This window comes from Pseudaeromonas sp. HNCC25DJ182 (assembly GCF_055413365.1).
The window spans coordinates 88,839-113,860 of sequence record NZ_JBVAYG010000014.1 but is presented as its reverse complement, the minus strand read 5'-3'; the positions used below and the strand labels follow the sequence as shown (position 1 = coordinate 113,860).

21 protein-coding genes are annotated in these 25,022 nt (G+C 57.9%); 9 read left to right on the top strand and 12 right to left on the bottom strand.

The features are described from left to right. Positions 1 to 75: 75 nt before the first annotated feature. The 6 genes from ACZYUB_RS12345 to ACZYUB_RS12320 all read left to right on the top strand — a co-directional run bounded on the left by ACZYUB_RS12345 (position 76) and on the right by ACZYUB_RS12320 (position 6,132). Positions 76 to 510, top strand: coding sequence for a hypothetical protein (locus tag ACZYUB_RS12345; protein ID WP_463948292.1), 435 nt, complete (start codon positions 76 to 78; stop codon positions 508 to 510). Between the two features lie 86 nt (positions 511 to 596). Next, positions 597 to 1,301 (top strand): 4'-phosphopantetheinyl transferase family protein, encoded by a 705-nt coding sequence (locus ACZYUB_RS12340; RefSeq protein ID WP_463948290.1) that lies wholly within the window; start codon positions 597 to 599, stop codon positions 1,299 to 1,301. Positions 1,302 to 1,809: 508 nt separating this feature from the next. Further along, entirely contained in the window at positions 1,810 to 2,904 is a 1,095-nt protein-coding gene (locus ACZYUB_RS12335) for an ABC transporter ATP-binding protein (protein ID WP_463948289.1), read from the top strand. Between the two features lie 23 nt (positions 2,905 to 2,927). Further along, on the top strand, positions 2,928 to 3,962 hold the full coding sequence (locus tag ACZYUB_RS12330) for an ABC transporter substrate-binding protein (protein ID WP_463948287.1): 1,035 nt from the start codon (positions 2,928 to 2,930) through the stop codon (positions 3,960 to 3,962). A 63-nt stretch (positions 3,963 to 4,025) separates the two neighbouring features. Then, on the top strand, positions 4,026 to 5,294 hold the full coding sequence (locus tag ACZYUB_RS12325; protein WP_463948285.1) for an ABC transporter permease: 1,269 nt from the start codon (positions 4,026 to 4,028) through the stop codon (positions 5,292 to 5,294). A 13-nt stretch (positions 5,295 to 5,307) separates the two neighbouring features. Further along, positions 5,308 to 6,132 carry an ABC transporter permease gene (locus tag ACZYUB_RS12320; protein ID WP_463948283.1) on the top strand — a complete coding sequence of 275 codons (825 nt, stop codon included), beginning with the start codon at positions 5,308 to 5,310 and terminating at the stop codon, positions 6,130 to 6,132. 238 nt (positions 6,133 to 6,370) lie between these two features. Here ACZYUB_RS12320 and ACZYUB_RS12315 read toward each other — a convergent pair whose 3' ends face one another. Further along, positions 6,371 to 7,309: a LysR family transcriptional regulator gene (locus tag ACZYUB_RS12315; RefSeq protein WP_460882528.1), complete on the bottom strand. Its 939-nt coding sequence runs from the start codon at positions 7,307 to 7,309 to the stop codon at positions 6,371 to 6,373. 116 nt (positions 7,310 to 7,425) lie between these two features. Here ACZYUB_RS12315 and ACZYUB_RS12310 point away from each other — a divergent pair, with 116 nt between their 5' ends. Both ACZYUB_RS12310 and gabT read left to right on the top strand, forming a co-directional pair. Beyond that, the gene (locus ACZYUB_RS12310; RefSeq protein WP_463948280.1) at positions 7,426 to 8,886 is read left to right on the top strand and encodes an NAD-dependent succinate-semialdehyde dehydrogenase; all 1,461 of its coding nucleotides are present in this window, start codon (positions 7,426 to 7,428) and stop codon (positions 8,884 to 8,886) included. A gap of 37 nt (positions 8,887 to 8,923) precedes the next feature. Continuing rightward, positions 8,924 to 10,201, top strand: a complete 1,278-nt coding sequence (gene gabT, locus ACZYUB_RS12305) for a 4-aminobutyrate--2-oxoglutarate transaminase (protein ID WP_463948279.1) — start codon at positions 8,924 to 8,926, stop codon at positions 10,199 to 10,201. Between the two features lie 41 nt (positions 10,202 to 10,242). Here gabT and ACZYUB_RS12300 read toward each other — a convergent pair whose 3' ends face one another. The 9 genes from ACZYUB_RS12300 to ACZYUB_RS12260 form a co-directional block, all read right to left on the bottom strand. Next, positions 10,243 to 10,551: a nucleotidyltransferase domain-containing protein gene (locus tag ACZYUB_RS12300; RefSeq protein WP_463948277.1), complete on the bottom strand. Its 309-nt coding sequence runs from the start codon at positions 10,549 to 10,551 to the stop codon at positions 10,243 to 10,245. After that, positions 10,551 to 10,973, bottom strand: coding sequence for a nucleotidyltransferase substrate binding protein (locus ACZYUB_RS12295; protein ID WP_463948275.1), 423 nt, complete (start codon positions 10,971 to 10,973; stop codon positions 10,551 to 10,553). Before ACZYUB_RS12295 ends, ACZYUB_RS12300 begins: the two co-directional genes overlap by 1 nt. Positions 10,974 to 11,116: 143 nt before the next feature. Then, positions 11,117 to 12,853: a malto-oligosyltrehalose trehalohydrolase gene (gene treZ / locus ACZYUB_RS12290; RefSeq protein ID WP_463948274.1), complete on the bottom strand. Its 1,737-nt coding sequence runs from the start codon at positions 12,851 to 12,853 to the stop codon at positions 11,117 to 11,119. Between the two features lie 763 nt (positions 12,854 to 13,616). Next, positions 13,617 to 14,213, bottom strand: coding sequence for a putative adenosine monophosphate-protein transferase Fic (locus ACZYUB_RS12285; protein ID WP_463948272.1), 597 nt, complete (start codon positions 14,211 to 14,213; stop codon positions 13,617 to 13,619). Further along, complete coding sequence (locus ACZYUB_RS12280) at positions 14,210 to 14,371, bottom strand: YhfG family protein (RefSeq protein WP_460883114.1); 162 nt, start codon at positions 14,369 to 14,371, stop codon at positions 14,210 to 14,212. Before ACZYUB_RS12280 ends, ACZYUB_RS12285 begins: the two co-directional genes overlap by 4 nt. A gap of 688 nt (positions 14,372 to 15,059) precedes the next feature. Further along, positions 15,060 to 15,665, bottom strand: a complete 606-nt coding sequence (locus tag ACZYUB_RS12275; RefSeq protein ID WP_463948270.1) for a hypothetical protein — start codon at positions 15,663 to 15,665, stop codon at positions 15,060 to 15,062. Positions 15,666 to 15,704: 39 nt separating this feature from the next. Further along, on the bottom strand, positions 15,705 to 16,121 hold the full coding sequence (locus ACZYUB_RS12270) for a hypothetical protein (protein ID WP_463948268.1): 417 nt from the start codon (positions 16,119 to 16,121) through the stop codon (positions 15,705 to 15,707). A gap of 190 nt (positions 16,122 to 16,311) precedes the next feature. Then, entirely contained in the window at positions 16,312 to 17,010 is a 699-nt protein-coding gene (locus ACZYUB_RS12265; RefSeq protein WP_463948266.1) for a hypothetical protein, read from the bottom strand. Positions 17,011 to 17,705: 695 nt separating this feature from the next. Further along, a complete protein-coding gene (locus ACZYUB_RS12260) occupies positions 17,706 to 18,908 on the bottom strand; it encodes an MFS transporter (protein WP_463948265.1) in 1,203 nt (400 codons plus the stop codon). Positions 18,909 to 19,106: 198 nt separating this feature from the next. Between ACZYUB_RS12260 and ACZYUB_RS12255 the strand changes: the two genes are divergently transcribed. Beyond that, a complete protein-coding gene (locus tag ACZYUB_RS12255; RefSeq protein WP_463948299.1) occupies positions 19,107 to 20,600 on the top strand; it encodes a histidine-type phosphatase in 1,494 nt (497 codons plus the stop codon). Between the two features lie 543 nt (positions 20,601 to 21,143). Here the strand turns inward: ACZYUB_RS12255 and ACZYUB_RS12250 are convergent. Further along, positions 21,144 to 23,105, bottom strand: a complete 1,962-nt coding sequence (locus ACZYUB_RS12250; protein ID WP_463948263.1) for an acid phosphatase — start codon at positions 23,103 to 23,105, stop codon at positions 21,144 to 21,146. A gap of 356 nt (positions 23,106 to 23,461) precedes the next feature. Continuing rightward, entirely contained in the window at positions 23,462 to 24,760 is a 1,299-nt protein-coding gene (gene guaD, locus ACZYUB_RS12245) for a guanine deaminase (RefSeq protein WP_463948297.1), read from the bottom strand. Positions 24,761 to 25,022 lie beyond the last annotated feature (262 nt).

Genomic DNA, 25,022 nt, shown 5'->3' with positions numbered 1-25,022 from the left:
GGTTTTATCCAGTTTTCCTTGATCCGAGAATTATTATTAAATAATAATTACTCTCACTTAAAGGAGGGCTATCCCATGATCTCACCTGCCGGATTTGCTATGCCGCTCGATGTCAGTGAGCGCAACCTGTGCCCGCAACTCGATTTGCAGTCACTGCATGGCGATCGTACGCCATCATTTCCCATTGAGCAGTTTCTGGAAGCGGTCCGCCAGCAGGCCATCTGCTGTCAACAGAGTGAATGGTCACTGTATGAGGCGTGTTGCCTGCAGCTACTGCAGGCTGCCGAGGATGAACGCTTGCCCTCTTCCGTGCGTGAACTGTGCCGGGATTACGCCTGGCGGCCTCTGGATGAGTTGCAAAGGCTGGTCTCTGCATCTTGCTCCCAACATCATTGCCGTCATCGTCTGCAGTGCTTGTCGCGGCATCTGGAGCGATTGCTGGTGCAGAGCCATGAGCGCACTCCCGGTATGTACCTGTGTGCTTGCGTGGAGCCAGTGCTGACTCACTGACTTACTCAATCCCTGGTGGCTGGATTTGCAATTTTGCGGCTGATCGGGTCTGATCGTCGCCTGTTTGCCGATTCTCCGGAGGCCGGGTGAGTGACTTGATCTGTTTGTCCATGCTGGATGCGGCACATTTGCCCGCCAATCTGGTTCCTGAATCTATTCATTTGACCGCTGCGGATTTTTCTCCCTCCCGCCGTACCAGTTATATGGCAGGCCGCGCCTTGTTGGCGGCCTGGTGTCAGCGTCGTTATGACTGTCCGGCGTTACCCGATATGGTCACCGGCCCTCATGGTCGTCCAGCCTTCCGGGATCCTGGCTTGCCGGACTTCAGTATTAGCCATAGTGGGGATTGGTTGTGGCTGGCTGTAGGTGAGCCGACGCTAGGGCTAGATGTCGAGCAGCAGAGGCCGCGCCGTAATCTGCAAAAGCTGATGGCGCATGTACTGTCGCCGCGGGAGCTGGCTTGGGTCGCCGCGCAGAACGATGAGTTACGTGCTTTTTATCGGCTCTGGACGCTGCGCGAAGCTGTGCTGAAGGCCAGTGGTCGTGGACTGGCGGGGTTATCGCGCTTGCAGCTGTTGCCTGACTCACAGCGCGTCGAGACGGAGGAAGTGTCGGTGGGGCTGCTCCGGATTGCCGAAACGGGTGGTTGTTCACTGGCGTTGTATCAATCGTCGCTGACTCCGTCAGCTGACTCGACTCCTGCCACCTGGCGCTGGTCTCCTGAACTCGGCTTTATCCCGACTGAACTGGCTTGGCAGACGCCTTGGCGTGTGATGGCCACGGCTGCGTGAATGATTGCTCCCTATGGACGACCGGATCGGCCGCTCTCTCTATTTATGCTGTTATTAAGTGTTCGTATGACTCTTTTTTAGAATATTATTGGCAGCTTAGTGGCAAAGGAATATTATATATTCCGCGGCCTAAAATTAACGATGCACCAACTTTAAACAAATTTTCCAAAATGGGGCTACACCATTGGGAAATTAATGAGATATAATCAGTCCAGTGATGAATATAGTGTCACTGCGCAAGCGAAAAACCTTCTAATTTCCCATCTTTGTCGTCTCTGTACAAGCTAAATAATCCGCTCATTGTTTAATGTTCTTCAATGTGAACATTAAAACGCTGCCATTTATACACCTAAGTAATCCCCTTTATAGTGTGCTTCATTGGCCTAGCCGACAACGTCAGGTTAAATATAAGTTTATTTATGCCTGCATTATTTTAATGCCTGAACTATTGCGTATTAATTTCGGCCCCACTTTTTAACATCATTAATTCATGATGTAAGAGAGCCCTATGAAACAGCTGACGCCTTTTGTGCAATTTCAAAATATTCAGAAGAGTTACGATGGCAAAAGTTTAATTGTCAAAGATCTGAATCTGGATATTTATCGCGGAGAGTTCCTGACGCTGCTGGGCCCCAGTGGTTCGGGTAAAACCACCAGTCTGATGATGCTGGCGGGATTTGAAACCTCGACCAGCGGCACCATTACCCTGGGCGGCAAGGTGCTGAATCAGCTCCCTCCCCATAAGCGGGATATCGGCATGGTGTTCCAGAACTATGCGCTATTTCCCCATATGACGGTGGGCGAGAATGTGGCTTTCCCGCTGACAGTCCGCCGCCTGGCGAAAAGTGATATTCAGGAGCGGGTGACCAACGCTCTCAACATGATCAAAATGGGGGACATTGCCCATCGCTATCCCAGCCAGCTCTCGGGGGGCCAGCAACAACGGGTGGCACTGGCCCGCGCCCTGGTCTTTGAACCCCGCCTGGTGTTGATGGATGAGCCGCTGGGAGCGCTGGATAAGCAGCTGCGCGAGCATATGCAGCTGGAGATCAAGCAACTGCATGAAAAGTTTGGTCTTACCATCGTCTATGTCACCCATGATCAATCCGAAGCCCTGACCATGTCGGATCGGGTGGCGGTGTTCCATCAGGGGGAGATCCAGCAAGTCGATGCGCCCAAGACCCTGTATGAAGAGCCGAAGACCGCCTTTGTCGCCCAGTTCATCGGCGAGAACAACCAGATTGCTGGCGTCATCGAACGGATTGAGGGCGAGCACTGCGAGGTGCGTCTAGCCGACGGAGTCTTGCTCAAGGCGCTGGCCATCAATATTGGCGCCGTAGGTGAGGCGACCACCGTTTCGGTGCGTCCGGAGCGTATTGTGCTCGGTGAGGCCGCCAAACAGTGCGACAACCGGGTCAGCGGTTTGATTCAGGAATTTGTCTATCTGGGTGACCATATTCGTCTGCGCCTCGAGACCTGCGGCTCGGACCATTTCGTTGTAAAAATCCCTGCCGGTCAGTTTGACGGCAATATCAAGTTTGGTGATCAACTCCATATCGGTTGGCAGCGGGAATATACCCGAGCACTGGATGTCATGGATTAATTTAGGCCTACAAGGAAACCGTCATGAAATATCAATCTTGTTTATTAATGAGTGCCATGGCTATGGCGACTCTGGGTGCGCAAGCCAAAGAGATTTCCGTGATCTCGTTTGGTGGTGCGAATAAAGATGCTCAGGTAAAAGCCTATTATCAACCCTTCACCAAAGACACCGGCATTAACGTGGTGGCGGGTGAATATAATGGTGAGATGGCCAAACTCAAGGCGATGGTGGAAACCAAGAGCGTCTCCTGGGATGTGGTCGAGGTGGAATCCTCGGAAGTGGCTCGTGGTTGTGACGAAGGCTTCTTCGAGAAACTCGATTATAAGGTGATTGGTAAAAAATCCGAGTTTATTCCGGGTGCGGCCAGCAAGTGTGGTGTGGGTTTCTTCGTCTATTCCACCATCTTTGCTTACGACAGTAAGAAACTTTCGACGGCACCGACCTCCTGGGCTGATTTCTGGGATGTGAGCAAGTTCCCTGGCAAGCGCGGCATGCGCAAGACCGCCAAGTACACCCTGGAAGCGGCCTTGCTGGCGGATGGCGTTGCCGCCAAGGATGTCTATGCCACCCTGGCGACTCCGGCGGGTGTGGATCGGGCCTTCAAGAAGCTGGATGCCCTGAAGCCGAATATTCAGTGGTGGGAAGCAGGTGCCCAGGCGCCGCAGTACCTGATCTCCGGTGATGTGGTGATGAGCTCGGCCTACAACGGCCGCATTACCAATGCCCGCAATGAAGGCAATACCAATCTGGAAATTGTCTGGGATGGTGGTCTCTACGAGATGGAGTACTGGGTGGTGCCCAAGGGAACACCGAACAAGGCTGAAGCCATGCAGTTCATCGCCTCGACCCTGTTGCCGGAACGTCAGGTGGAATACTCCAAGTTGATCCCCTATGGCCCGACCCGCAAGAGTGCCAGTGCACTGATCAGCCCGGAACTGGCGGCCGTGTTGCCCTCCTCGGCTGAGAACATGAAGAAGGCGGCGGCCATCGATCCGGCTTTCTGGCTGGACCACGGTGAAGAGCTGGAGCGTCGTTTCAACGCCTGGGCGGCCAAGTAAGCCCGAGGCCAGGAGTGCCTACTGCTCCTGGCCGTTTTTATTTTCGACATCAGGATGATGAGTATGACTGCGACTACAGCACCCGAGACCGGAAGCGGGCTTTCGCCCCAGCTTGATACCACCAGCCTGCAGCAACGGTTGCACCGGGCCGAACGGATCAATCGCCTGAAGTCATTGGCCCTGATTGCGCCCCTGGTGCTGTTTTTATTGTTGATCTTCCTGCTGCCGATGGCCCTGATGCTCAAAAAAAGCATCGAGAACCCGGATGTGGCCACCCTGCTGCCGCAGACCAGTGCCGAGCTGGCGCACTGGAATGGCCAAGCCTTGCCGGAGGAGAGTAGCTTCCGCGCCCTGGCCACCGAGATTGAGCGCGCCAATGATGCCGATCAGCTCGGCAGTCTGGGCAAACGGCTCAATAGCGAGATCTCCGGTTATCGGAGCCTGCTGAATAACACCGCCGATGGTCTGCCCTTTGACCCGGCACCGGACTCCTACCGGGAAGCGATGCTGGAGCTGGACCCGCGTTGGGGGGAACTGCCGTACTGGCAAGCCATCGAACGCAATCGCAGCCCCTATACCGATGCCTATCTGCTCTCGTCCCTCGACTTGCAGCGCGACAAGGCCGGGCAGATCGTCCAGGTCAGCGAGGAGCAAGCCATCTACCAGAATGTGTTTGCCCGTACCTTCTGGATGGGGCTGGTGATTACCCTGTGCTGTCTGCTGCTGGCCTATCCACTGGCGTATTTGCTGGCCACCTTACCGGCGCGCACCGCCAACTTGTTGATGATCCTGGTGTTGCTGCCGTTCTGGACTTCGGTGCTGGTGCGGATTGCCGCCTGGATCGTGCTCTTGCAGTCCAACGGCCTGGTGAACCAGTTCCTGATGACCCTCGGCATCATCGACACGCCGTTGCAGCTGGTGTTCAACCGCTTCGGGGTCTATGTCGCCATGGTGCATATCATGCTGCCGTTTATGGTGCTGCCGCTCTACAGCGTGATGAAGAGTATCCCCAGCTCCTATCAACGGGCGGCGATCTCGCTGGGCTGCTCGCCGATTGCCAGCTTCTGGCGGGTCTATTTTCCCCAGACCTATGCCGGGGTCGGCGCCGGTTGCCTGCTGGTGTTCATTCTGTCCATCGGCTACTACATCACCCCGGCGCTGCTGGGTAGCCCGAATGATCAGATGGTGAGTTACTTCGTCGCCTTCTATACCAATTCCACCATCAACTGGGGCATGGCGACGGCGCTGGGCGGCTTGCTGCTGCTGGCGACCCTGTTGCTGTATATCGTCTACAACTGGCTGGTCGGCGCTGACCGTCTGAAACTGGGCTAATCAAGGAGCTGTTATGTTGCAACCCTATGCTTCGCTGATCGACCGTAGCTGGTACTGGAGTCACCGTGTGCTCTGCGGCCTGATCCTGCTGTTTTTGATGCTGCCGGTGCTGGTGATCATACCTCTGTCGTTCAACAGTGGTGCCTTTCTGGTCTACCCGCTGCAGGGCTTCTCCCTGCGCTGGTACGAGATCTTCTTCACCTCGCCGGAATGGACGCGCGCGCTGACCAACAGCCTGATCGTCTCGCCAGCCGCTACCCTGGTCGCCATGTTCTTCGGCACCCTGGCGTCAATCGGTCTGACCCGTGCCAATTTTCGTGGCAAGGGATTGCTGACCAGCCTGCTGATTTCGCCCATGGTGGTGCCTGTGGTGATCGTCGGGGTCTCCTCCTACCTGTTCTTCGCGCCCATCGGGATGGCGAACAGTTATCTGGCGCTGATCCTGGTGCATGCCGCGCTCGGCATCCCCTTTGTCATCATCACGGTGACAGCAACCCTGCAGGGCTATAACCAGAACCTGAGCCGTGCCGCTGCCAGCCTCGGTGCCTCGCCGGTGCTGACCTTCTTCCGCGTCACCCTGCCGCTGATTGCGCCGGGGATGATCTCCGGCGCCCTGTTTGCCTTTGCCACCAGTTTTGACGAGGTGGTGGTGACCCTCTATCTGGCCGGACCGGATCAGGCGACCCTGCCACGGGTGATGTTCAGCGGTATTCGCGAGAATATCAGCCCGACCATAGCGGCCGCCGCGACTCTGCTGATCCTGACCTCGGTGGTCATGTTGCTGACCCTGGAGTGGCTGCGCGGTCGCGCCGAGAAGATGAAGGCCCAGACGGCATAAGCCTATCCCAGCAACGGCGTGCATAAATAGATGCCGTGAGCGGGTCTCAGAAGAATCGAAGAAGTGGCGACGGGGATAACTTGAGAGCCGACCGTAGGCATCAGGGATGATGCCTTCGAGCCCCCAGGGATGGGTTTATGGCGAGTCGGCGTCAAGGTATCCCCGATGCCTGCGACCATCCAACACTGCGACCATCCAACAAAACGGGAACTGCACGGTTCCCGTTTTGCTGCACGGCTTATCCCAGCCGGTTGCGTTCCATCTGCTTCTGCAACAGCCGCATAAAGAAGTCGCGGGGCTTGTTGAGACGTCCGAACTGGTGGGTGATGGCCGCCAGTCCCAGCTTGTAGCAGCGCTCCGCTGGCAGCAGCTTGCGCATCTTGCCCTCCTGCACCCACTTCTCGGCGTAATGTTCCGGCAGATACCCCACATAGGCGCCGGAGAGGATCATCACAGCCCGGGTCTCGTAGTAATAGGCGGTCGCCGTCTTGGCGAGGCCCACCATCTGCATCGCCACCTCGGGGTTACTCTGGATCCCGGCCTGCACCGAGCGGCAATTCTGCAGCCGCTCGCGCAACCGCTCCTCATCCTGCTCGCCAAACAACGGATGGCGATCGCAGCAGTAGAGGTAGCAGGTCTCTTCATACAGCGGCTGATAGATCAGACCGTCCAGCTGGCGGTGGTAGGGAATAAAGCCCACATCCACCTCGCCATTCAAAATCATGCGCTCGATGTCGCTCATCGGCGCGGTCTCGAACTGAACAAACACATCCGGCGCCTGCTGGCAGAACTCGGCCAGCACCTCGGGGAAGCGGCAGCGCTCGTCGAGACTGATGGTGTCGCTGGCGACCAGCTTGAGTTCGCCGGAGATCTGCACATGCAGGGCGTTGACCGTGGAGCGGAAGTCTTCCAGTTGGGAGAAGAGGCGACGCACCGATTCATAGATGATGGCTCCCTCTTCGGTGAGGGCGAATCCGGCGCGGCCGCGACTGCAGAGCTTGAGCTTGAGCCGCTGCTCCAGGTTGGCCATATGCACACTGATGGTGGAGCGGCTGATGTTCAGCACGGTTTCAGCGGCCGAGAAGCCGCCGCACTCCACCACCGTCTTGAAGACCTTCAACAGACGGATCTCGTAGTCGCCCACTTGCCCCAATTCATTTAGCGAGACCTGCGCCATTGTTGTTACTTCCTCAAACCAAACATTGATGGGTTCTGATTTATGCCCGATTCAAGCGGGCCAATAATAACCGTCATGCCATACCCGATGGCCCCGTTTTCGAGTGGAGTCTTGTTATGTTTCATGCATCCATAGCGCCGTTGCTGCAACCCTTCTGCCACTGGCAGGATGGCGCCTGGCGCGCCACCACCGGCCCCAGTTTTCCGGTCACCAATCCGGCCGATGGCTCCTTGCTGGCGACCGTGGCCGATCAGGGTGGCCCCGAGGCGGAAGCCGCCATTGCCCGGGCGCATGCCGCCCTGCCGGCCTGGCAGGCGAAGAGTGCCAAAGAGCGCGCGGCCCTGCTGCGGCGCTGGTTCGAGCTGATCCTGGAGCACCAGGACGCCCTGGCGCTGCTGATGACCCTGGAGCAGGGCAAACCGCTGGCCGAGGCCCGCGGTGAAGTGGCGTATGGCGCCTCCTATGTTGAATGGTTTGCCGAAGAAACGAAACGCCTTTATGGCGATATTATCCCCGCCGCCAGCGGCGATCGCCGCATCTTGACCCTCAAGCAGGGAGTCGGCGTGGTCGCGGCGATTACGCCGTGGAACTTCCCGAATGCCATGATCACCCGCAAGGTGGCCCCGGCGCTGGGGGCTGGTTGTTGCATCGTGGTCAAACCATCGGATGAGACCCCGCTCTCGGCGTTGGCCCTGGTGACCCTGGCGCGTCAGGCCGGGATCCCGGACGACGTGTTCCAGATGGTGACCGGCCAGAACGCGGCGGCCATCGGTGATGTGTTTTGCAGCGATGGTCGTGTACGCAAGCTCACCTTCACCGGCTCGACGCCGGTGGGCAAACGCCTGATGGCCCAAAGCGCCAATACGGTGAAGAAGATGGCGCTGGAGCTGGGCGGCAATGCCCCCTTCATCATCTTCGATGATGCCGATCTGGACTTGGCCATCAAGGGACTGATGCTGGCGAAATTCCGCAATGCCGGTCAGACCTGCATCTGCGCCAACCGCATTCTGGTGCAGTCCGGCGTCTATGAGGCTGTGGTCGAGCGACTGGTGGCGGCGGTGGCGGGCCTCACCGTGGCGGCGGGCACCGAAGCGGGCGCGACCATAGGCCCGCTGATCAATGGCAAGGCGGTGGCCAAGGTCGAGACGCTGGTGGCGGATGCTCTTGCCAAGGGCGCGACCCTGCTGGCCGGTGGCGAGCGCCACAGCGCTGGCGAGCTGTTCTTCCAACCGACGGTGCTGGCCAATATCCAGCGCGAGATGGCGATTTTCGACCACGAGATCTTCGGCCCCGTGGCCGCCGTGATGCGGTTTGACAGCGAAGCCGAGGCGATTGCCCTGGCCAACGACACCCCCTTTGGTCTGGCCGCCTACTTCTACAGCCAGAACATGAGCCGCATCTGGCGGGTCGCCGAACGCCTGGAATATGGCATGGTCGGCATCAACGAAGGCGGCATCTCCTCCGAGGTGGCGCCCTTTGGTGGCGTCAAGGAGTCCGGGGTGGGCCGTGAGGGCTCCAAGTATGGACTCGAAGAATTTACTGAAATCAAATACCTCTGCCTCGGTGGCCTCGGCTGATTGCCGGACCCGGAGACTGGATTATCAAGGAGTGGATATGAGCAACAGCGAATTGCAGCAACGCAAACAGAAGGCCATCGCCCGCGGGGAAGGGAATTCGTTCACCGTCTATGTGCAGCGCGCCAAAAATGCCGAGCTGTGGGATGTGGAAGGCAAGCGCTACATCGATTTCGGTAGCGGCATTGCCGTGGTCAATACCGGCCACTGTCATCCCAAGGTCACCGCCGCCGTCAAGGCCCAGGTCGAGAACTTCAGCCACACCTGCCTGATGGTCACCCCCTATGAATCCGCGGTGACGCTGGCCGAGGGCATCAACGCTGCCCTGCCGGGTCCGACCCCGAAGAAGAGCATCTTTGTGACTACGGGTGCCGAGGCGGTGGAAAACGCGGTCAAGATTGCTCGCTCCTATACCGGCCGTAGCGGTGTCATCGCCTTTAACGGCGCCTTTCATGGCCGCAGCCTGCTGACCATGGGGCTGACCGGCAAGGTGCAACCCTACAAGGCTGGTTTCGGTCCCTTCCCGGCCGAGCTGTACCGGGTTCCCTATCCGAATGCCCTGCTCGGCATCAGCGAGGCCCAGAGCCTGGAAGCGCTGAACCAGCTGTTCAAGTGCGATATCGATCCGGAACGGGTGGCGGCCATCATCATCGAATGTGTGCAGGGCGAGGGTGGTTTCTACCCGGCACCGGTCAGCTTCCTCAAGACGCTGCGGGCCCTGTGTGACGAGAAGGGCATCCTCTTGATCTGTGACGAGATCCAGACCGGCTTTGCCCGCACCGGGCGCATGTTCGCCCATGAATATGCCGGTATCGAGGCCGATCTGGTGACCATGGCCAAGGGGCTGGGGGGGGGTTATCCGATTGCCGCGGTGGCCGGTAAGGCCGAGATCATGGATCACCCGCAACCGGGTGGACTCGGTGGCACCTACGCCGGTTCGCCGCTGGGCTGCGCGGCCGGTGTGGCCGTGCTCGAGGCGATCCAGGAGGAGCAGCTGTGCCAGCGCGCCGAAGCCATCGGCGAGCGCATGGTTCAGCATCTGCAGGCGATCCAGGCCAAGCATCCGGCGCTGGTGGGCGATATCCGCCACCTCGGTGCCATGATTGCCCTGGAGCTGGTGGAGAACGGCGATATCAACCAGCCGAATGCGGCGCTGACCAAGGCCATCTGCGCCGCGGCCGCCGAGCAGGGTCTGCTGTTGCTCTCCTGCGGCACCCGTGGCAACGTCATCCGCTTCCTGCCGCCGCTGACCATCGAGATGGACATCCTCGACGAAGGCGCGGCCATCCTCAGCCGGGTGATCGATTCACTGGTGTAATCGCCGCCATCACGAAACGGGCCAGCAGATGCTGGCCCGTTTTATTCTTGGCGCTGGTAAAAGAGCACCCCGACCCGGGTTATATGCTCCTGCAGCGCCGGATGATTCAGGCTGGCGAACAGCGAGAGATCGATCATCCAGGGCAACAGTAAATCGTCCAGCTCCACCAGCAGATCCAGCAGTAATTCATGGCTCAGATCGGTACCGAACAGGGTCAGATCGATATCGGAACCCGGCTTGAAGTTACCCTTGGCGCGGGAGCCGTAGAGCACCGCCCGCTCGATCTCGGGATGGGCGGCAAAGATGGCGCAGATCTGCTTGATAGCTGACTCCGGTAGACCAAAGCGCATCACGCCTGCTCCCGATCCAGCATGTTTTGCATCGTCTGCTCCAGTGCCACGAAGGCGGGATAGAAGCGGGTCAGAATGTCGCTGGCGATACGTTGGGCCAGATCCTGCTGATAGGTGTGGGAGCTGAGATTGCGCGCCTTAATCATCTCCATCCAGGTCTCGCCATCCGCCAGCAGGCCATTTTTGAATGCGCTACGGATCGCATCGCGCGAGCCAATCAAGCCAGCAATGCCCTGCGCTTCGAGGAAATCTTTCAACAGATTCCAGGCCAGTTCATGGGTGAACTCGAAGCCCTGGATCAGGCCCTGCATCTCGAGCTCCGAGAGTGGCCGTTGCGCCGCCAGTTCGGCTGCATTGCGCAGTGTTCTCAGGGCGCGCGCGTAATTATCAAAGCGCTGTATCCAGCGAATATCCGAGTTCATGGTCACCTTGCTGTGTCACTCCTGGGTAGCCGACAGCTTATCAGAAGCCTGGTTGGTGCACACCGCGTTCTCCCTGATCAAGTCAACGGGCCAGCAGATGCTGGCCCGTTTCGTTTTCTGCCCCGAGGGGCAAGGTGGCGCTGTTATTCGGCGATGCGCAGATAGACATGGGCGCTGTAGGGGGGCAACTCGCCGGCGGTGCCCGGTTCATCGGTGCTCAGGCACAGGGCCCAGGCCCCGCTGGGCAGCGCTTGTTGATGCTCCGCCGACAGGTTCAGCAGCGTCAGGCTCTCCTCGGTGCGCAGGCAGATGACGCCGGTGGCCGCATCACTGGCAATCTCGATGCTGGCCTTGTCGCGGGGGCCGAGTTTCCCCGTGCGTTTCAGGGCGATCAGCGCCTGATAGTAACGGAAGATATTCTGCCCCTCGTCGCTGGCCAGCCGTGGCCACTGCAGCTTGGAGTCGAGGAACGCCGCTTCGTCGTGGGCATCCCGTGGCTCGGCACCGCCAAAGGCAAACTCCTGGGTGCGACCGTGGCGCACGGCCTGGATCAAGGCTTCATCGCCAAAGTCCTCGAAGAACAGGAAGGGGGCCGTCTCGCCATACTCTTCACCCATAAACAGCATGGGCACATAGGGGCTGGCCATGATGGTGGTGATGGCCAGCAGTGCCTTGTCGCGGCCATAGCTGGCGATCAAGCGGTCACCGTGCAGCCGGTTGCCGACCTGATCGTGATTCTGGATATGTACCACATGCTCGGTGGCGGCGGTCTGGCGGCCATCGGTACCGAACAGGCGTTGATAGAAGTGGTGTTGGCGGGTGCCATCCAGCACGAAGCTATCGCGCAGCGCTTTGACGATGTCATCGAAGCTGCCGAAGCTGGAGTAGTGGCGTCCGCTCTCACCGGTCAGGTAGGCGAACAGGGCATGGTTGAGGTCATCGTTCCACTGGCTGTGGTAGCCGTAGCCCTCGGCCGCTGTGACCTTGACGTCGTTGTTCAGATGCTCGGCGATCATCAGGATCTCGCGCCCTTGCTCGGCGCCGATGCTGCGCGCCAACTCGGTAATTTCACACAGGATGTGGCGAGGCGAGGCATCAAAGATCAAGGAAACGGCATCCATGCGGAAGCCGTCGAAGCCCACTTCCTGCAACCAGTAGCGGGTGTTGGCCAGATAGAAGTCGCGGATGCCGGCACTATGGGCACCATCAAAGTTGATGGCGGCGCCCCAGGGGGTATCCGCCTGCTTGGTATAGGGGGCGAAGGCGGCGCTGTAGTTGCCTTCCGGGCCGAAGTGGTTGTAGACCACATCCAGGATCACCGCCATGCCCAGCTGATGGGCCGTTTCGATAAACAGCCGTAGCTCGGCGTAGTCGCCATAGCCATGGTGCAGGGCAAACTGATAGGTGCCGTCATAGCCCCAGTTGCGGTTGCCGGGGAAGGCGGCCAGCGGCAGCAGTTCGATCACCGTAATTCCCAGCGCCTGCAGATGGGGCAGCTGGCGCACGGCGGCGGCCAGCGTGCCTTCCGGGGTGAAGGTGCCAAGATGCAGTTCATAGATGATGGCGTCGTCGATGGTGACGCCCTGCCAGTCGGCGGATTGGGTGGGCTGGATCTCGGTGACCATGGAGGGACCATGCACGCCCAGTGGCTGGCAGCGGGAGGCCGGATCCGGATAGGCGCTGCCATCGACCTCGAAGCGGTACAGGGTGCCCGCCGGCAGACGTTCATGGCTCAGGGTCCAGTAGCCATCCGGCTGCCGGGTCATCGGCAGGGTCTGCGGACCCTCTTCCAGATGCACGGCCAGCGTATGACGCTCCGGCGCAAAGACGCGAAATTCCGATTGACCCTGAGCGTTGTAGTAGTGACCTAATGCGACCATGGTTCCCCCAGTTGTAATGCTCGAAATGGGCAGCCATCCCAGCCATTGCAGGCTTGTCAGATGGTACGGGTTCCACTCTAACCTGTTCCGGTCGTGTCACCACAGGGGAGGGGGCGGATTATGGGGGTGGAACGGGATCTTGATCGCTGATTGGCCGGGTGGCGGCCACCACCTGGGCTTGGCTTCCGGAGTTAGCCTCCGGATTTGGCTTCCGGATCATGCCGCGATCCGGTTCCGCCTCGGCCCGGCGTTCCGTCCAGGATCTGGAACGGTAGTGTTCGTTCCGTCGTTTGTCCGGTTCCGCCTTGCCGACACTGGCGATCTTGCCCACCTGCGGTGGACGGCGGCGGGCCAAGGGGGAAAAGGCCTCCCCCTTGGCAATCCCGGGCCCGGGTTTTTGCCGGCTGCCGGGAAGGCCCCGAGCTGCGGGCTGCTCTCCACCGGCCGGGAGCCACACGCCATCCCTGGCGTGACGCTCCCTCTCCCGGTCATCCTGACCGCTCACCGGCTACGAACATCCCTCCACTCGGCCCGGCAGACGGCTTCAGGCTTGGGCGGGTTGGGCATGGGATGCCCATTGGATCTATGGTCGAGATTCAAATCTGGATGTGATTTGGACCGGTTTCGGTCATCCTGACCGTTCACCGGTTATGTGCATCCCTTCACTCGCCCCGACAGACGGCCTCGGGCTTGGGTGAGTTGGGTGTTGGTTCAATGCCGATTAGTCGCTAAGGGGGTTAGTCCCTGGATCTGTAGGAAACGATCAAAAGGTAGTACCTATGCACTTTTCGAAAATGGAATACATAGGTTGGTAATGGCAGTGATAACCGGCGATGTTGGCGTGTAACCACTCATCGGCATTGGTCAATGACCAGTCAATCTCATAACCGCAGTTGATGATCATGTGCTCGAATAGAATGCGTTGTGCTCGCCCGTTTCCTTCGCGAAAGGGATGAACAATATTTAGTTCTGCATAGAATTCAGCGATGTTTTTTATCAGCTCATGGCGCGGTAGCTCGATAAAGAGCTGGCCATAATTGACACCCGCGAATAATTTCTCTGCTTCAACTCGTATGCGTTGATATGAGCAAAAACGAGTGTCACCTTTTGATATATCAATGGTTCGGAATTGCCCAGCCCAAGGATATAAATCACTAAACAGTGCTTTATGAATCAGAGCAAGGTAGTTCAGATCGTAAGGTGGAGGGGTGAATTCAATGGCGTTGGCACATAGAGCCGAGATGTCGCGTTCAGCCTCTTCGAGCCATATATCATCATGAATATCGAGAGCATTGATCAGGATATCGGAGCCGGGATAACAATAGGGATCAGATCCGGTGCCGTACTTGTCCCGACTCATTGGCTCACTCGAGACCGATATTTCTGCAGCAGACTCTCTTTGCTGGATGCGATATCGGTAACTGGCTTGATTCCCTCAAGACGCAGGCTGGCCGCGTAATTTCGGGCGCGAACCTTGGCGGCAAAGGCCTGCTTTTCTTCCAGTGTCGGCTTACTCATGCTGCTCTCCCGAGAACTTCTGTTCGCGGATTATAAATCCGGCGACCAAGGCTGGCTATGTCTCTTTGCTGGTCAGTAGCCTGCGGAATAATAGGTCCTTGGGCTGGTCCGTTTTTGCCTCGACCCGGGCTACCGTCCGGGTTCTGGAACGGTAGTGTCCGTTCCGCCCTTGGTCGGCCATGACGATTTGCCAACCTGCCGTTTGGCGGGGGCGGCAAGGGGGCATAAGGCCATGCCCCCTTGACCCCGGGCCTTTGGCGTATGCCGACTGCCGGGAAGGCCCCGAGCTGCGGGCTGCTCTCCACCGGCCGGGAGCCACACGCCATCCCTGGCGTGACGCTCCCTCTCCCGGTCATCCTGACCGCTCACCGGCTACGAACATCCCTTCACTCGGCCCGGCAGACGGCTTCGGGCTTTGGTGATCAAGGGCAATAGTTAACGGCCAGCTGATCTTCGCCCAATCTTCCGCTCGGGCCACCACAGCCAGATAATGATGCAGTTAAAGTTGTGACAAGAAGTGATTTAATTGTTGCCTTCAAATTCGAACCTTATTCATAAGCAGGGATTCAATATATAAATTGTGTGAATCCTTCACAGGTGCGATTGCTGATATATAACCACACCTACAGGCATAATTTGTCTGTTGAATGCTGGAGGTAAAAATTGAACTGCATGGATGTGTTGATGTTTACAAACCCATTTTAAGCATGACTTCATTAATGCCGGTGACTATGTTGTCATTCAAAGCCTTTCTTGCTATATCCTGATATTGTGGGCTCAATTCTTGCCAACTGCTTGGCAGATCGCCAATATCCGGGTTTGTTATTTTAGCTATATAACATGCTGCACACATCGTATTGCCATGAATCGTTGGGATAACATTGAGTGATATATATGAAAAAGCAGGCATCCGCATACCGAGGATAGATTGTTGGTTGATGCCATAGCCATCCGTTTCCGGTGTCTCATAAATATCCCGAGGTACGATTTCAAGTATCATATCGAATTTATCGCTCTGCTCTTTGCGAATGATGGATGCTTGGAATCCTTTGGCGGATAATCGATCGAGAACTGTCTTCTCCAATAAGTCCTTATATGCTGGCTCATTGATTTTGTCGTACTCATTATTGAAGATGGTTGTGCCAACGACGACATAGTGTGGTGTTTCAGGGAAACTATTTATTACTCCCACGGTTTTGACATTAGCGAGATCTTGTTGTTTTAAACTGGTAGCACATGCAGACAGGAGAAAACCGACAACTAATAAGAATGAAATTTTCAATATTGCTCTCATGGGGCACCTTGTGAATTAAGTGTGATTGTTTATGGTAAATCAAGGTCTATATCGTGATGAAGGAATAAACTGAATTATCTCCCCATCCACATATATAGTCGGCGGTGGTTGCGCGCCAATAAAGGTTATGGTGTCCCCATATTCTGATTTCTGGAATAGGATCTTATCTCCTTTTACCCCAATGGGTTCCGGCTCGATCCCTGAATAGGAGCCAAGATATTCGTTATTTTGACTAAAGACTGCTAAACGACGAACACCTTTTAGTGACGGACTTACATAATAGACCCATATACATTTGAAACAGGTCACAGCATTGCAGACATCAGGCAACGCTTTATATTCGCCATTTTCGGGATAATAATGATCAGGGTTGTTTATTTTCAACCAGGACTCATTCTCTGTCGAATTCGCCAAATTTGAAAAGAACCAGGCAGTAAAAAATAGGAGTAGCTTCATATGTGAATATGGTCCATGCCCGTTAATTTAATCCATGCTGCTAGAACATTTGACTCGCAGCTGGGATATAAAATGAGTCTCGATGTTAAACCAATGACCGGTGCAATGGTCTTATATAGCTTTAGTTATGGGGCGCCGCTTACGACGTCCCATTGAGTGTAATGAACGATTTAAACTGTTTTTATGAAAACTATTTCGTGACGGTTGCGCTGTTGTTTTGCGTGTGCAGTTTTGCCATTGATTGAATCTGATTGACACAATATTCAATAGACTTATTCAATGACTCTTTCAAACCACTGCCATTTTCTAACGATATATAACTTGGAGCAGTGTTAGTGTCAGTATAGTCAGGAGCATGAGTGCATGTTTCTTCAATTATAATTTGGTTGGATTTTACATCAATGAGTCTTGCCTGTGCGGTATAAAACACTCGATAATTGTCCCAGTCGGTAGGGAAATAAATGGAGCTCCAAGCTGTTGTCTTTACATCTAATATATAATCAGCTGTGCCGTAAGTTTTTATCAAGTCATCATTATTGGCTTTAGCAGATACGGAGTCGGTGCTTTGAATAATCTTCATATTCTGATTGGCTTTAAGTCCATCCGCTATTTTATTTGAAATGGAAATTGCTGGATCTTCAATTTTATTATTTTTGATCATTGAGTTGCCACTGGATATGGCACTTGCTAGTCCAAGCAAGCCAAATTGAACATTAGCAGCAGTTTGAGCAGCAAAATCTGGAAGCTCGTTATATCTCGATGCGACAACTGATTTGTTTTTTAGTGTTGAAGCCTCATCAGTCGTTAATTCATCCTTTTTTACTGTGGCACAGCCGACCGTTGTAAGCATTAACGAGATAATAACTGCATAATGGGTTTGAAATTTCATCTTTTCTCCATGGATGAGTGAGGGGTTAGTATTTTTTTGAAACCTTATTATGTGGCAGCTCGCAGATATCCATAACGTATAAGCTACCTCTCTTACCGTTGGCTTCCGGAACTGTTCCGCATCGTCGGCAAACCTACAAGGCTGCGCCAAACATCATGGCTACCGCAGGGGCTTGCGGCTGCCACAGTGCCTGGGTGGATGGGCGGAGCTGTTACTCACGGCAATAACCTTGAGTTAATTGGGTTTTTAAACTACCGCACTTTGTCTGCTGGGGAAAATGGATTCACATGGGCGGGTTCACATTTTGTTGGCTTTGGCTGCTTTGGCTTTTGGGGCCGGATCGCAGAAACCCTGAGCCGTCTGTCGGGCCGAGGGGAGGGGGGATCGAAGGCGGTGAGCGGTCAGGATGACCGGGAGAGGGAGCGTCACGCCAGGGATGGCGTGTGGCTCCCGGCCGGTGGAGGCAGCCCGCAGCTCGGGGCTTTCCCGACAGTCGGCATAAACCTGGGCCCGGGATTGCCAAGGGGGAGGCCTTTTCCCCCTTGGTCCGCCCCCGCCAACGGCAGGTTGGCAAATCGCCCCAGTGGATGGGGCGGAAACGGATCAATCAGAACCCTGATTCCAGAGACCCGAGGCGGGATTCCGCCACCTAGAGGCGGGGGCCGCTACCGCCTAGGTAGCGGCACATCTGCCGCCTAAACTTTCCGGGGCGACCGTAAGTCCGGCAACAACACAGTCACTATCCCCATCAACGGCAACCAGGCACAGATCTCATACACGGTGCGGATGCCGTAGTGATCCGCCAGATTGCCCAGTATCGCGGCGCCGACCCCGGCGATGCCGAAGGCAAAGCCGAAGAACAGCCCGGAGATGGTGCCGACCTTGCCGGGGATCAGCTCCTGGGCATACACCAGGATGGCGGAAAACGCCGAGGCCAGGATAAAGCCGATGACAAAGGAGAGGATGGTGGTCCAGAACAGATCGGCATGGGGCAGCAGTAGGGTAAAGGGCGAGACCCCGAGGATGGAGAACCAGATCACCTGCTTGCGGCCGATGCGGTCGCCAATCGGCCCACCGAGCACGGTTCCGGCGGCGACGCCGAACAGGAACACAAACAGATGCAGCTGCGCCGAGCGGGCGCTGACGCCGAACTGCTCCATCAGATAGAAGGTGTAATAGCTGGTCAGGCTGGCCAGATAAAAATACTTGGAGGTGATGAGCAGCAGCAGCACCCCTATGGTCGCCGCGATACGGCCGCGCGACAGCGGATTGACGGGGCGCACCTGCCCCTTCGGCTGGTTGCGTTGCTGGTGGCTGTACCATTGCCCCACCTTGTAGAGCACGCCCATGGCCAGCAGGGCCAGCACCGAGAACCAGGCCAGACTGCCCTGCCCCAGCGGCAGCACGATCAGCGCCGCCAGCAGCGGGCCCATGGCGGTGCCGCCGTTGCCGCCAACCTGGAAGATGGACTGCGCCAGACCATGGCGACCACCGGAGGCCATGCGCGCGACGCGCGAGGATTCGGGGTGGAAAATCGACGAGCCGATGCCGACCACGGCCGCGCCGAGCAGCAGCAGCGGGAAGCTGGGGGCGTGGGAGAGCAGCAGCAGGCCGGTCAGGGTGCAGCCCATGCCGACGACCAGCGAATAGGGCTGCGGATGCTTGTCGGTGTAGAGACCGACCAGGGGTTGCAGCAGCGAGGCCGTGGTCTGGTAGGTCAGGGTCAGCAGGCCGATCTGGGTGAAGCTCAGATCGTAGTTGCCCTTGAGCAGCGGGTAGATGGCGATGATCAGCGACTGCAGCAGATCGTTGAGAAAATGCGACAGACTGATGGCGCCGAGCACCTTGTAGCGGGTATCGCCAGCCGCTGAAGCGGCGGACGCGAGAGTCGATGACATGGGGAACCTCTGGTCACTGTGATCTCGAGCATGGTACCAGTCCTTGCGGTGGCGATCTTGCCTCATTCAGCCTTATCGCCGCCCCATCGGCTATCGGCAGATCATGGCTCCGTCATAGTTCTGACATCCCGCTGTCATCTGGCCTGCTTAGTCTGGCGCCCGACTTTGAACACGAGTGCAAGGATGACCATGAAGCCCATGATTGCTGTTTCCGTCGTTGCCACCGCTGTGGCGCTGGCGCTGCTGGCCGGTTGTAACTCCGACAACCAGACCACTACGACCCCGACCATCACCGAATACCAGTACAGCACCAAGGCGGTGTATAGCCCGAAGCAGGATGCCGCTACCTATCAGGCGGCTCCGGCGGGGTTCACGCCGGTGTTCACCGAGCTGGTGGCGCGCCACGGCTCGCGGTCACTCTCCAGTCCGAAATATGATGTGCTGACCAAGCAGATCTGGGAACAGGCCGCCAGTGAAGGGGCCTTGACCGCTCTGGGCCAGACCCTGGGCCACAAGGTGGATCTGGTCACCGCCGCTAACCAAAAGATGGGCTATGGCCTGTTGAGCCAGCGCGGTAAGGATGAGCATGCCGAGTTGGCCACCCGTCTGGCCGATCGTCTGCCGACCCTACTGGAAGGCGACGGTGCGCATTGCCTCAAGGTCGAGACCTCGGGGAAGGATCGCGCCAACGAGAGCGCCTACTACTTCATGCAGAGCCTGAAGCACAAGGTCAGCTATGTGGAAGACAGCGCCGACTGTTATCTTGCCCAGAGCGATGCCTCCAAGATCGACAAGAAGCTGGCCAACAAGTTCGAACTCTACTTCCACAAGACCGAGCCGGAAGGCGATTACGCCCAGTACTTGCCAGCCTTCGAAGCCTATCAGGCCTTTATCGGTAACGAGGATGATGGCATAGCTCCCCACCCGGATCTGGCCAAGGCGCTGGATGACCTCAAGGTGTTGCCGAAGAGCAAGGTGATGGCGCGGCAGATGCTGGAGCGCCTCTATAGCAAGGCGTTCGTCGATCGCCTGGCCAACGGCGAGTACGAGTTCGTTGCCGTCAACCCGGAAGATGGTGACAAGACCTATGCCCGCGACGAGGTGGATGCGGCGCTGATGCTCTACAACCTGTTTATCATTGGCCCCGGCATGGACCATGAAGCCGAAGCCGAGGGTGATGAGAAGTGGGAGCTGGAGAAGTACCTGACGCCGGAAGAGTCGGCTTGGTTCTCCTATCTCTCCGATGCCGAAGACTTCTACGAGAAGGGACCGGGCTTTGCCGACCGTACCGATGCCTACGCCGTGGCTCAGCCGCTGCTGGATGGCCTGTTCAACGAGGTGCAGACCCAGGTGGTGGAGGGTCAGAAGAGCCATGTCGCCAAGCTGCGCTTTGCCCACGCCGAGACCATTATTCCGCTGGTGGCGTTGATGAAACTGGAAGGCAGCCGTCAGGGCGCCGAAGTGGGTACCCTGATGAATCAGGAGAACAACGAATGGCGCGGTGGTTGGGTCTCCCCCTATGCCGCCAATATCCAGTGGGATGTCTACCAGAATAGTGACAGCCAAGTGCTGGTGAAGATGCTCTACAACGAGAAGGAAGTGGCGTTCAAGGCCGGGTGTGAACCGGTCGCGGCCGGCAGCTACTTCTATGACTTCGCCGAGCTCAAGCGCTGCTACGCCTACGCTGGTTAAGAGCGCCTCGCCAGCTCCCGAAGCACGGTTACGGACCCACCCTCACGGGTGGGTCCATTTTTTTTATGGCGCTATCCCGGTGATGTACTGCATGCACAAACTCGGGCGTGGGCATGGCGTCTGGACGAGCAGCAGACACGCCGTGAATACATCCGTGTAGGCTCGACGGCGGCATCCCTGCCGCCCACGGTCTGCTTTTCGCCCAGACTCCATTCCTCTGTATTGCCAACCGCTCACTGGGACAGTGCCTTTTTATTGAGCTCGACTCCGGATTCGGGGTGCTCATGGAGCTGAGCATGAAGTGGTGGCGGGATAACGTGAAAGCCGACCATAGGCATCAGGGACGATGCCTGTGAGCCTCCATGGACGGATCCACGGCGTGTCGGCGTCACGTTGTCCCGACACCGCACATCTGACCCGCCGCCAATCGCGGTAGCTGTTCACTATTCCTGGCTCCTGAAGTCTGCGTCTGGCATCGAGGCCAATAAAAACGGGAGCCTGTAGGGGCTCCCGTGGTCGGTGGTGATGGCTGTGGTGACCGGATTAGCTGGCGTTTTTGCCGTCGATCCGCAGCTGGACTCCGGTTGCGGTATACAGAGGCGTGACCTGATAACCGCTGGCGGTGACGGCGCTGAAGGTGCCATGACGTTGACCACTTTTCAGCAGCTGCAGGGTATCGCCGATGGCGGGTTGGTAGCCGCTGGTGAACTGCACCTCGAGGGTTCCGGCCAGCGTGGCCTTGCCCTGAATGGTGAGGCGTCCGGCACTGGCGCTGCCCAGTTGCAGCTGCAGGGTGCTGCCGCCTTGCTGGGTATAATTGCCGCCCAGCTGCAGCGGGCTGGTGACCGCCAAAGTGCCGCCTTGCTGGTAGACGTCGCCAGTGCCCAGTGCGGTGCTGGAGGCCGCGGTCAGGGTGCCGTCCAGCAGCAGGGTGCCGCCACTCCAGCTGTTGGCGCCGCTCAGGGTCAGATTGCCAGATCCGGATTTGCTCAGCAGACCGGGGCCTGTGATGTCGTTGTTCCAGCTATCGGCGGCGTGGAAGCCACCCTGGGCCCCATCCATCAGCACGCTGACATCGCCATTGAAGGCACCGTAACCGTCCGCGGCGGCGAACAGGTTCAGGCGTCCCCAGCCTTCGGCATCATCCAGCAGCGGATAGCCGGACGGCAGCGCCGTGGTCTTCAGCACCACCCGACGCTGGGCGGCGGTCAAGTAGGGCAGACGGGTTTCCAGCAGTACTTCGGCGCCCTTGGGCACCACGGCTTCTGCTGTGGTGGCGGCAATCGGCGTGAAGCCGAAGGTCAGGCGGCGCAGGTAATTGGCCTTGTTGCTGGCATGGTCGCCGAAGCGATCGTTGCTGCCGGAGTGGGCATAGGCATAGAGGGCGCTGGCATCGCTGGCCCCCACTTCCCCTTGCAGCCAGCTCTGGGCCTGGGCGTAGGCACTGGCCTTGAGGCTCTGGTTGTCACTCTTGTTCAGGTTGTAGGCCAGCACGGCGGTGCCCTGAATGCGGCCACCCATCACATCCAGCGGCGAGTGCATGCCGGCCAGGATGCGGTTTTCACCCAGCTCCAGGCCACGGGCCAGCATCTCCTGGAAGCGCTCGGGCACCAGATAGGCCATGGCCAGACTGTCACGCACCGCCTCGGCGCTGTGGCCGCTGAGGAAGCCGCTGTCGGTGGCCGGGGTCGAGCTCTTGGCGGGCTCCAGGGCCGGAACCACGCTGACCTGGCTGCTCCAGCGCCAGGGGCGGGCGTACTTGTAGAAGCGTTTGGCGGGCTCGGTGGAGCCGTCGCCGCTCATGGCACCGATGAAATCGACGGCCAGACCCAGATCCGGGTTGCTGTCGCTGCCAACGCCGCGGTTGTTGCCCTTGTCGTCATACTTGACCGTGGTGGCATCGGCGGCGATGTCGGTGATGGTAGTGAATTGCTGGGTACCGGCACGCCAGGCGCTGGTCAGGGGGCCCATGCCATCGGAGATGCTGAAGTTCTTGCCACGGCGATCATCCAGATAGGCAGCCAGCTCCTGTTCGCTGCTCCGGGCGGCGGTCAGGGTTTCCACATAGTGGATATTGGCGGCATGAACCTCGGCATTGAGTACTGTGCCATCGGTGGCGCTGCCGGGAATACCATCCCAATCCGAGGCGGTGACGGCGGCGCACTCCCCTTCGGCGGCAGCGGTTTGCCCGGCATCCACCCGTAGGGAGCGCGGTTGCCAGATCTTCAGGAATTCAGCGGCGACGCGCACCCCGGCATTGGTTTCCAGGGTCGCCATACAGGCCTTTCCGCGCTGGTTGCTGGCACCGGTATCGACATAGGCGATCACCGCGCTGTCCGGATCGGCGGTTTCTTCGTAGCCCACACCCACGGGGGCGCTCGGGGCCACATAGCTGGTGTCGTCGTCGGAGCTGTTACAGGCCACCAGTCCCAACGCGGACAGCACCAGGGCGGCGGTTAATGTGCGGGAAAAGGGCGTGGCAGGGGTGTCGGAGAATAGATGCATAGGTGAGTCAGTCCTTGTCAGCATAGAGAGTCGCGAGAATGCGGCCCGCTCCCGGGGTTACCGGGATGGCGGGTGACCTAGTTGGTGGCTGGCGGTGTCTGGTGATGGGGTGTCCAGAACGCATTCTGGAGTCAAAACTCAGGGTAATCGATTCCACCGAGGGCCGAGTCTGCCAAGCGGCTGTGTCGATTCCATGACAGCCGTGTGTCGGGATGATGAAACGGTGGCCGCAACGGGCTGAGGCTCAGGAGGGGGGAGCGCCATGGGCACTGCGCCTGGAAGGACGAACCCAAAAGATTGCCGCGCCCGGCGCTCCCGCCCGGGACGCCATAAGCGCGGCAACCTGTGCGGCATGTTTAGAACACCTGTTTACCCATCACATAGGTGGCCTGCACGTTGCGGTCATCCCCCTGCATCATCAGGGCAAACAAGCGATCATCCAGGCTGGTGGCATTGTCCATGCGCAGTTGCTGCAGCGGCGTGGCGGCCCAGTTCAGCACCACGAAATCCGCCTCCTTGCCGGGCAGGAAATTCCCCAGCTTATCCTCCAGTTGCAGCGCCCGGGCACCGCCCAGCGTGGCCTGATACAAGCCTTCCTGCGCCGAGAGTTTTTCCCCCTGCAGTTGCTGCACCTTGTAGCCTTCGTTCAGGGTTTGCAGCATGGAGAAGCTGGTGCCTGCGCCCACATCGGTGCCCATGCCGACCTTGATGCCCGCCTGTTTCAGCGGATGGAGCCGGAACAGACCACTGCCGAGGAACAGGTTGGAGGTGGGACAGAAGGCGACGGCCGAGTGGCTGTGGGCCAGGGTATCGATCTCGTCCTGCTCCAGATGGATGGCGTGGGCAAACACCGAGCGGGGGCCGGTCAGGCCGTAGTGGGCATAGACATCCAGATAGTTTTTGCGCTCCGGGAACAGCGACTTGACCCAGGCGATCTCGTTCTTGTTTTCGCTCAGGTGAGTGTGCAGATAGAGATCCGGGTACTTGGCCAGCAGCTTGCCCGCCAGCGCCAACTGCTCGGGGGTGGAGGTCGGCGCAAAGCGCGGCGTCACGGCGTAGAGCAGGCGGCCGTTGTGGTGCCATTTCTTGATCAGCGCCTCGCTCTGCTCATAGCCGGTTTGCGCCGTGTCTTGCAGATAGTCCGGGGCATTGCGATCCATCAGCACCTTACCGGCGATCAGCCGCATCTCTTTTTGTTGGGCGGCCGCAAACAGCGCATCCACCGATTGGGGATGCACGGTGGCAAACACCAGCGCCGTGGTGGTGCCGTTGCGCAACAGTTCGTTGATAAAGAAATCGGCGCGCTGGCGGGCATAACCGGCATCGGCAAATTTCCGCTCGGTGGGGAAGGTGTAAGTGTTGAGCCACTCCAGCAGCTGTTCGCCGTAAGAGGCGATCATCTCGGTCTGGGGGAAGTGGATATGGGTATCGATAAAGCCGGGGAGCAGCAACTTGCCCCGATAATCGACCAGGGTCAGCTGCTGGCGACGTTCGGCACTCAGTGCCGCGTAGTCCAGGGTTTCGACCACTTTGCCATTCTCGACAATCAGCACCCCATCTTCCAGATAGCGGGCGGCCTGTTTTTCACTGTGCGGGTCGGCGACAAAATCCAGCACGCTGGCGCGGTAGGCATAGGTGGTGGCATGAGCATGCATAGAGACCCCCAGACAGAGCAGGGCAAAAATAGAGGTAACAATCCTGTTCATAGAGATATATCCATCAGAGTTTATGGTTCATAAATAAAGTCTGATTTTTGATAGCGCAGGCGGGATTAACAAGGCGCTATCGTCAAGAGGAGTATTCATCCGCCCATGGTTGCTTATATGTATCAGCAAGGTGCAAGCACCGGCCATGAGTGACTGAAAATCAGCAAAAGCACATTGAAGTTAAAACAATAAAGCCGGGAGCGTCAATTAA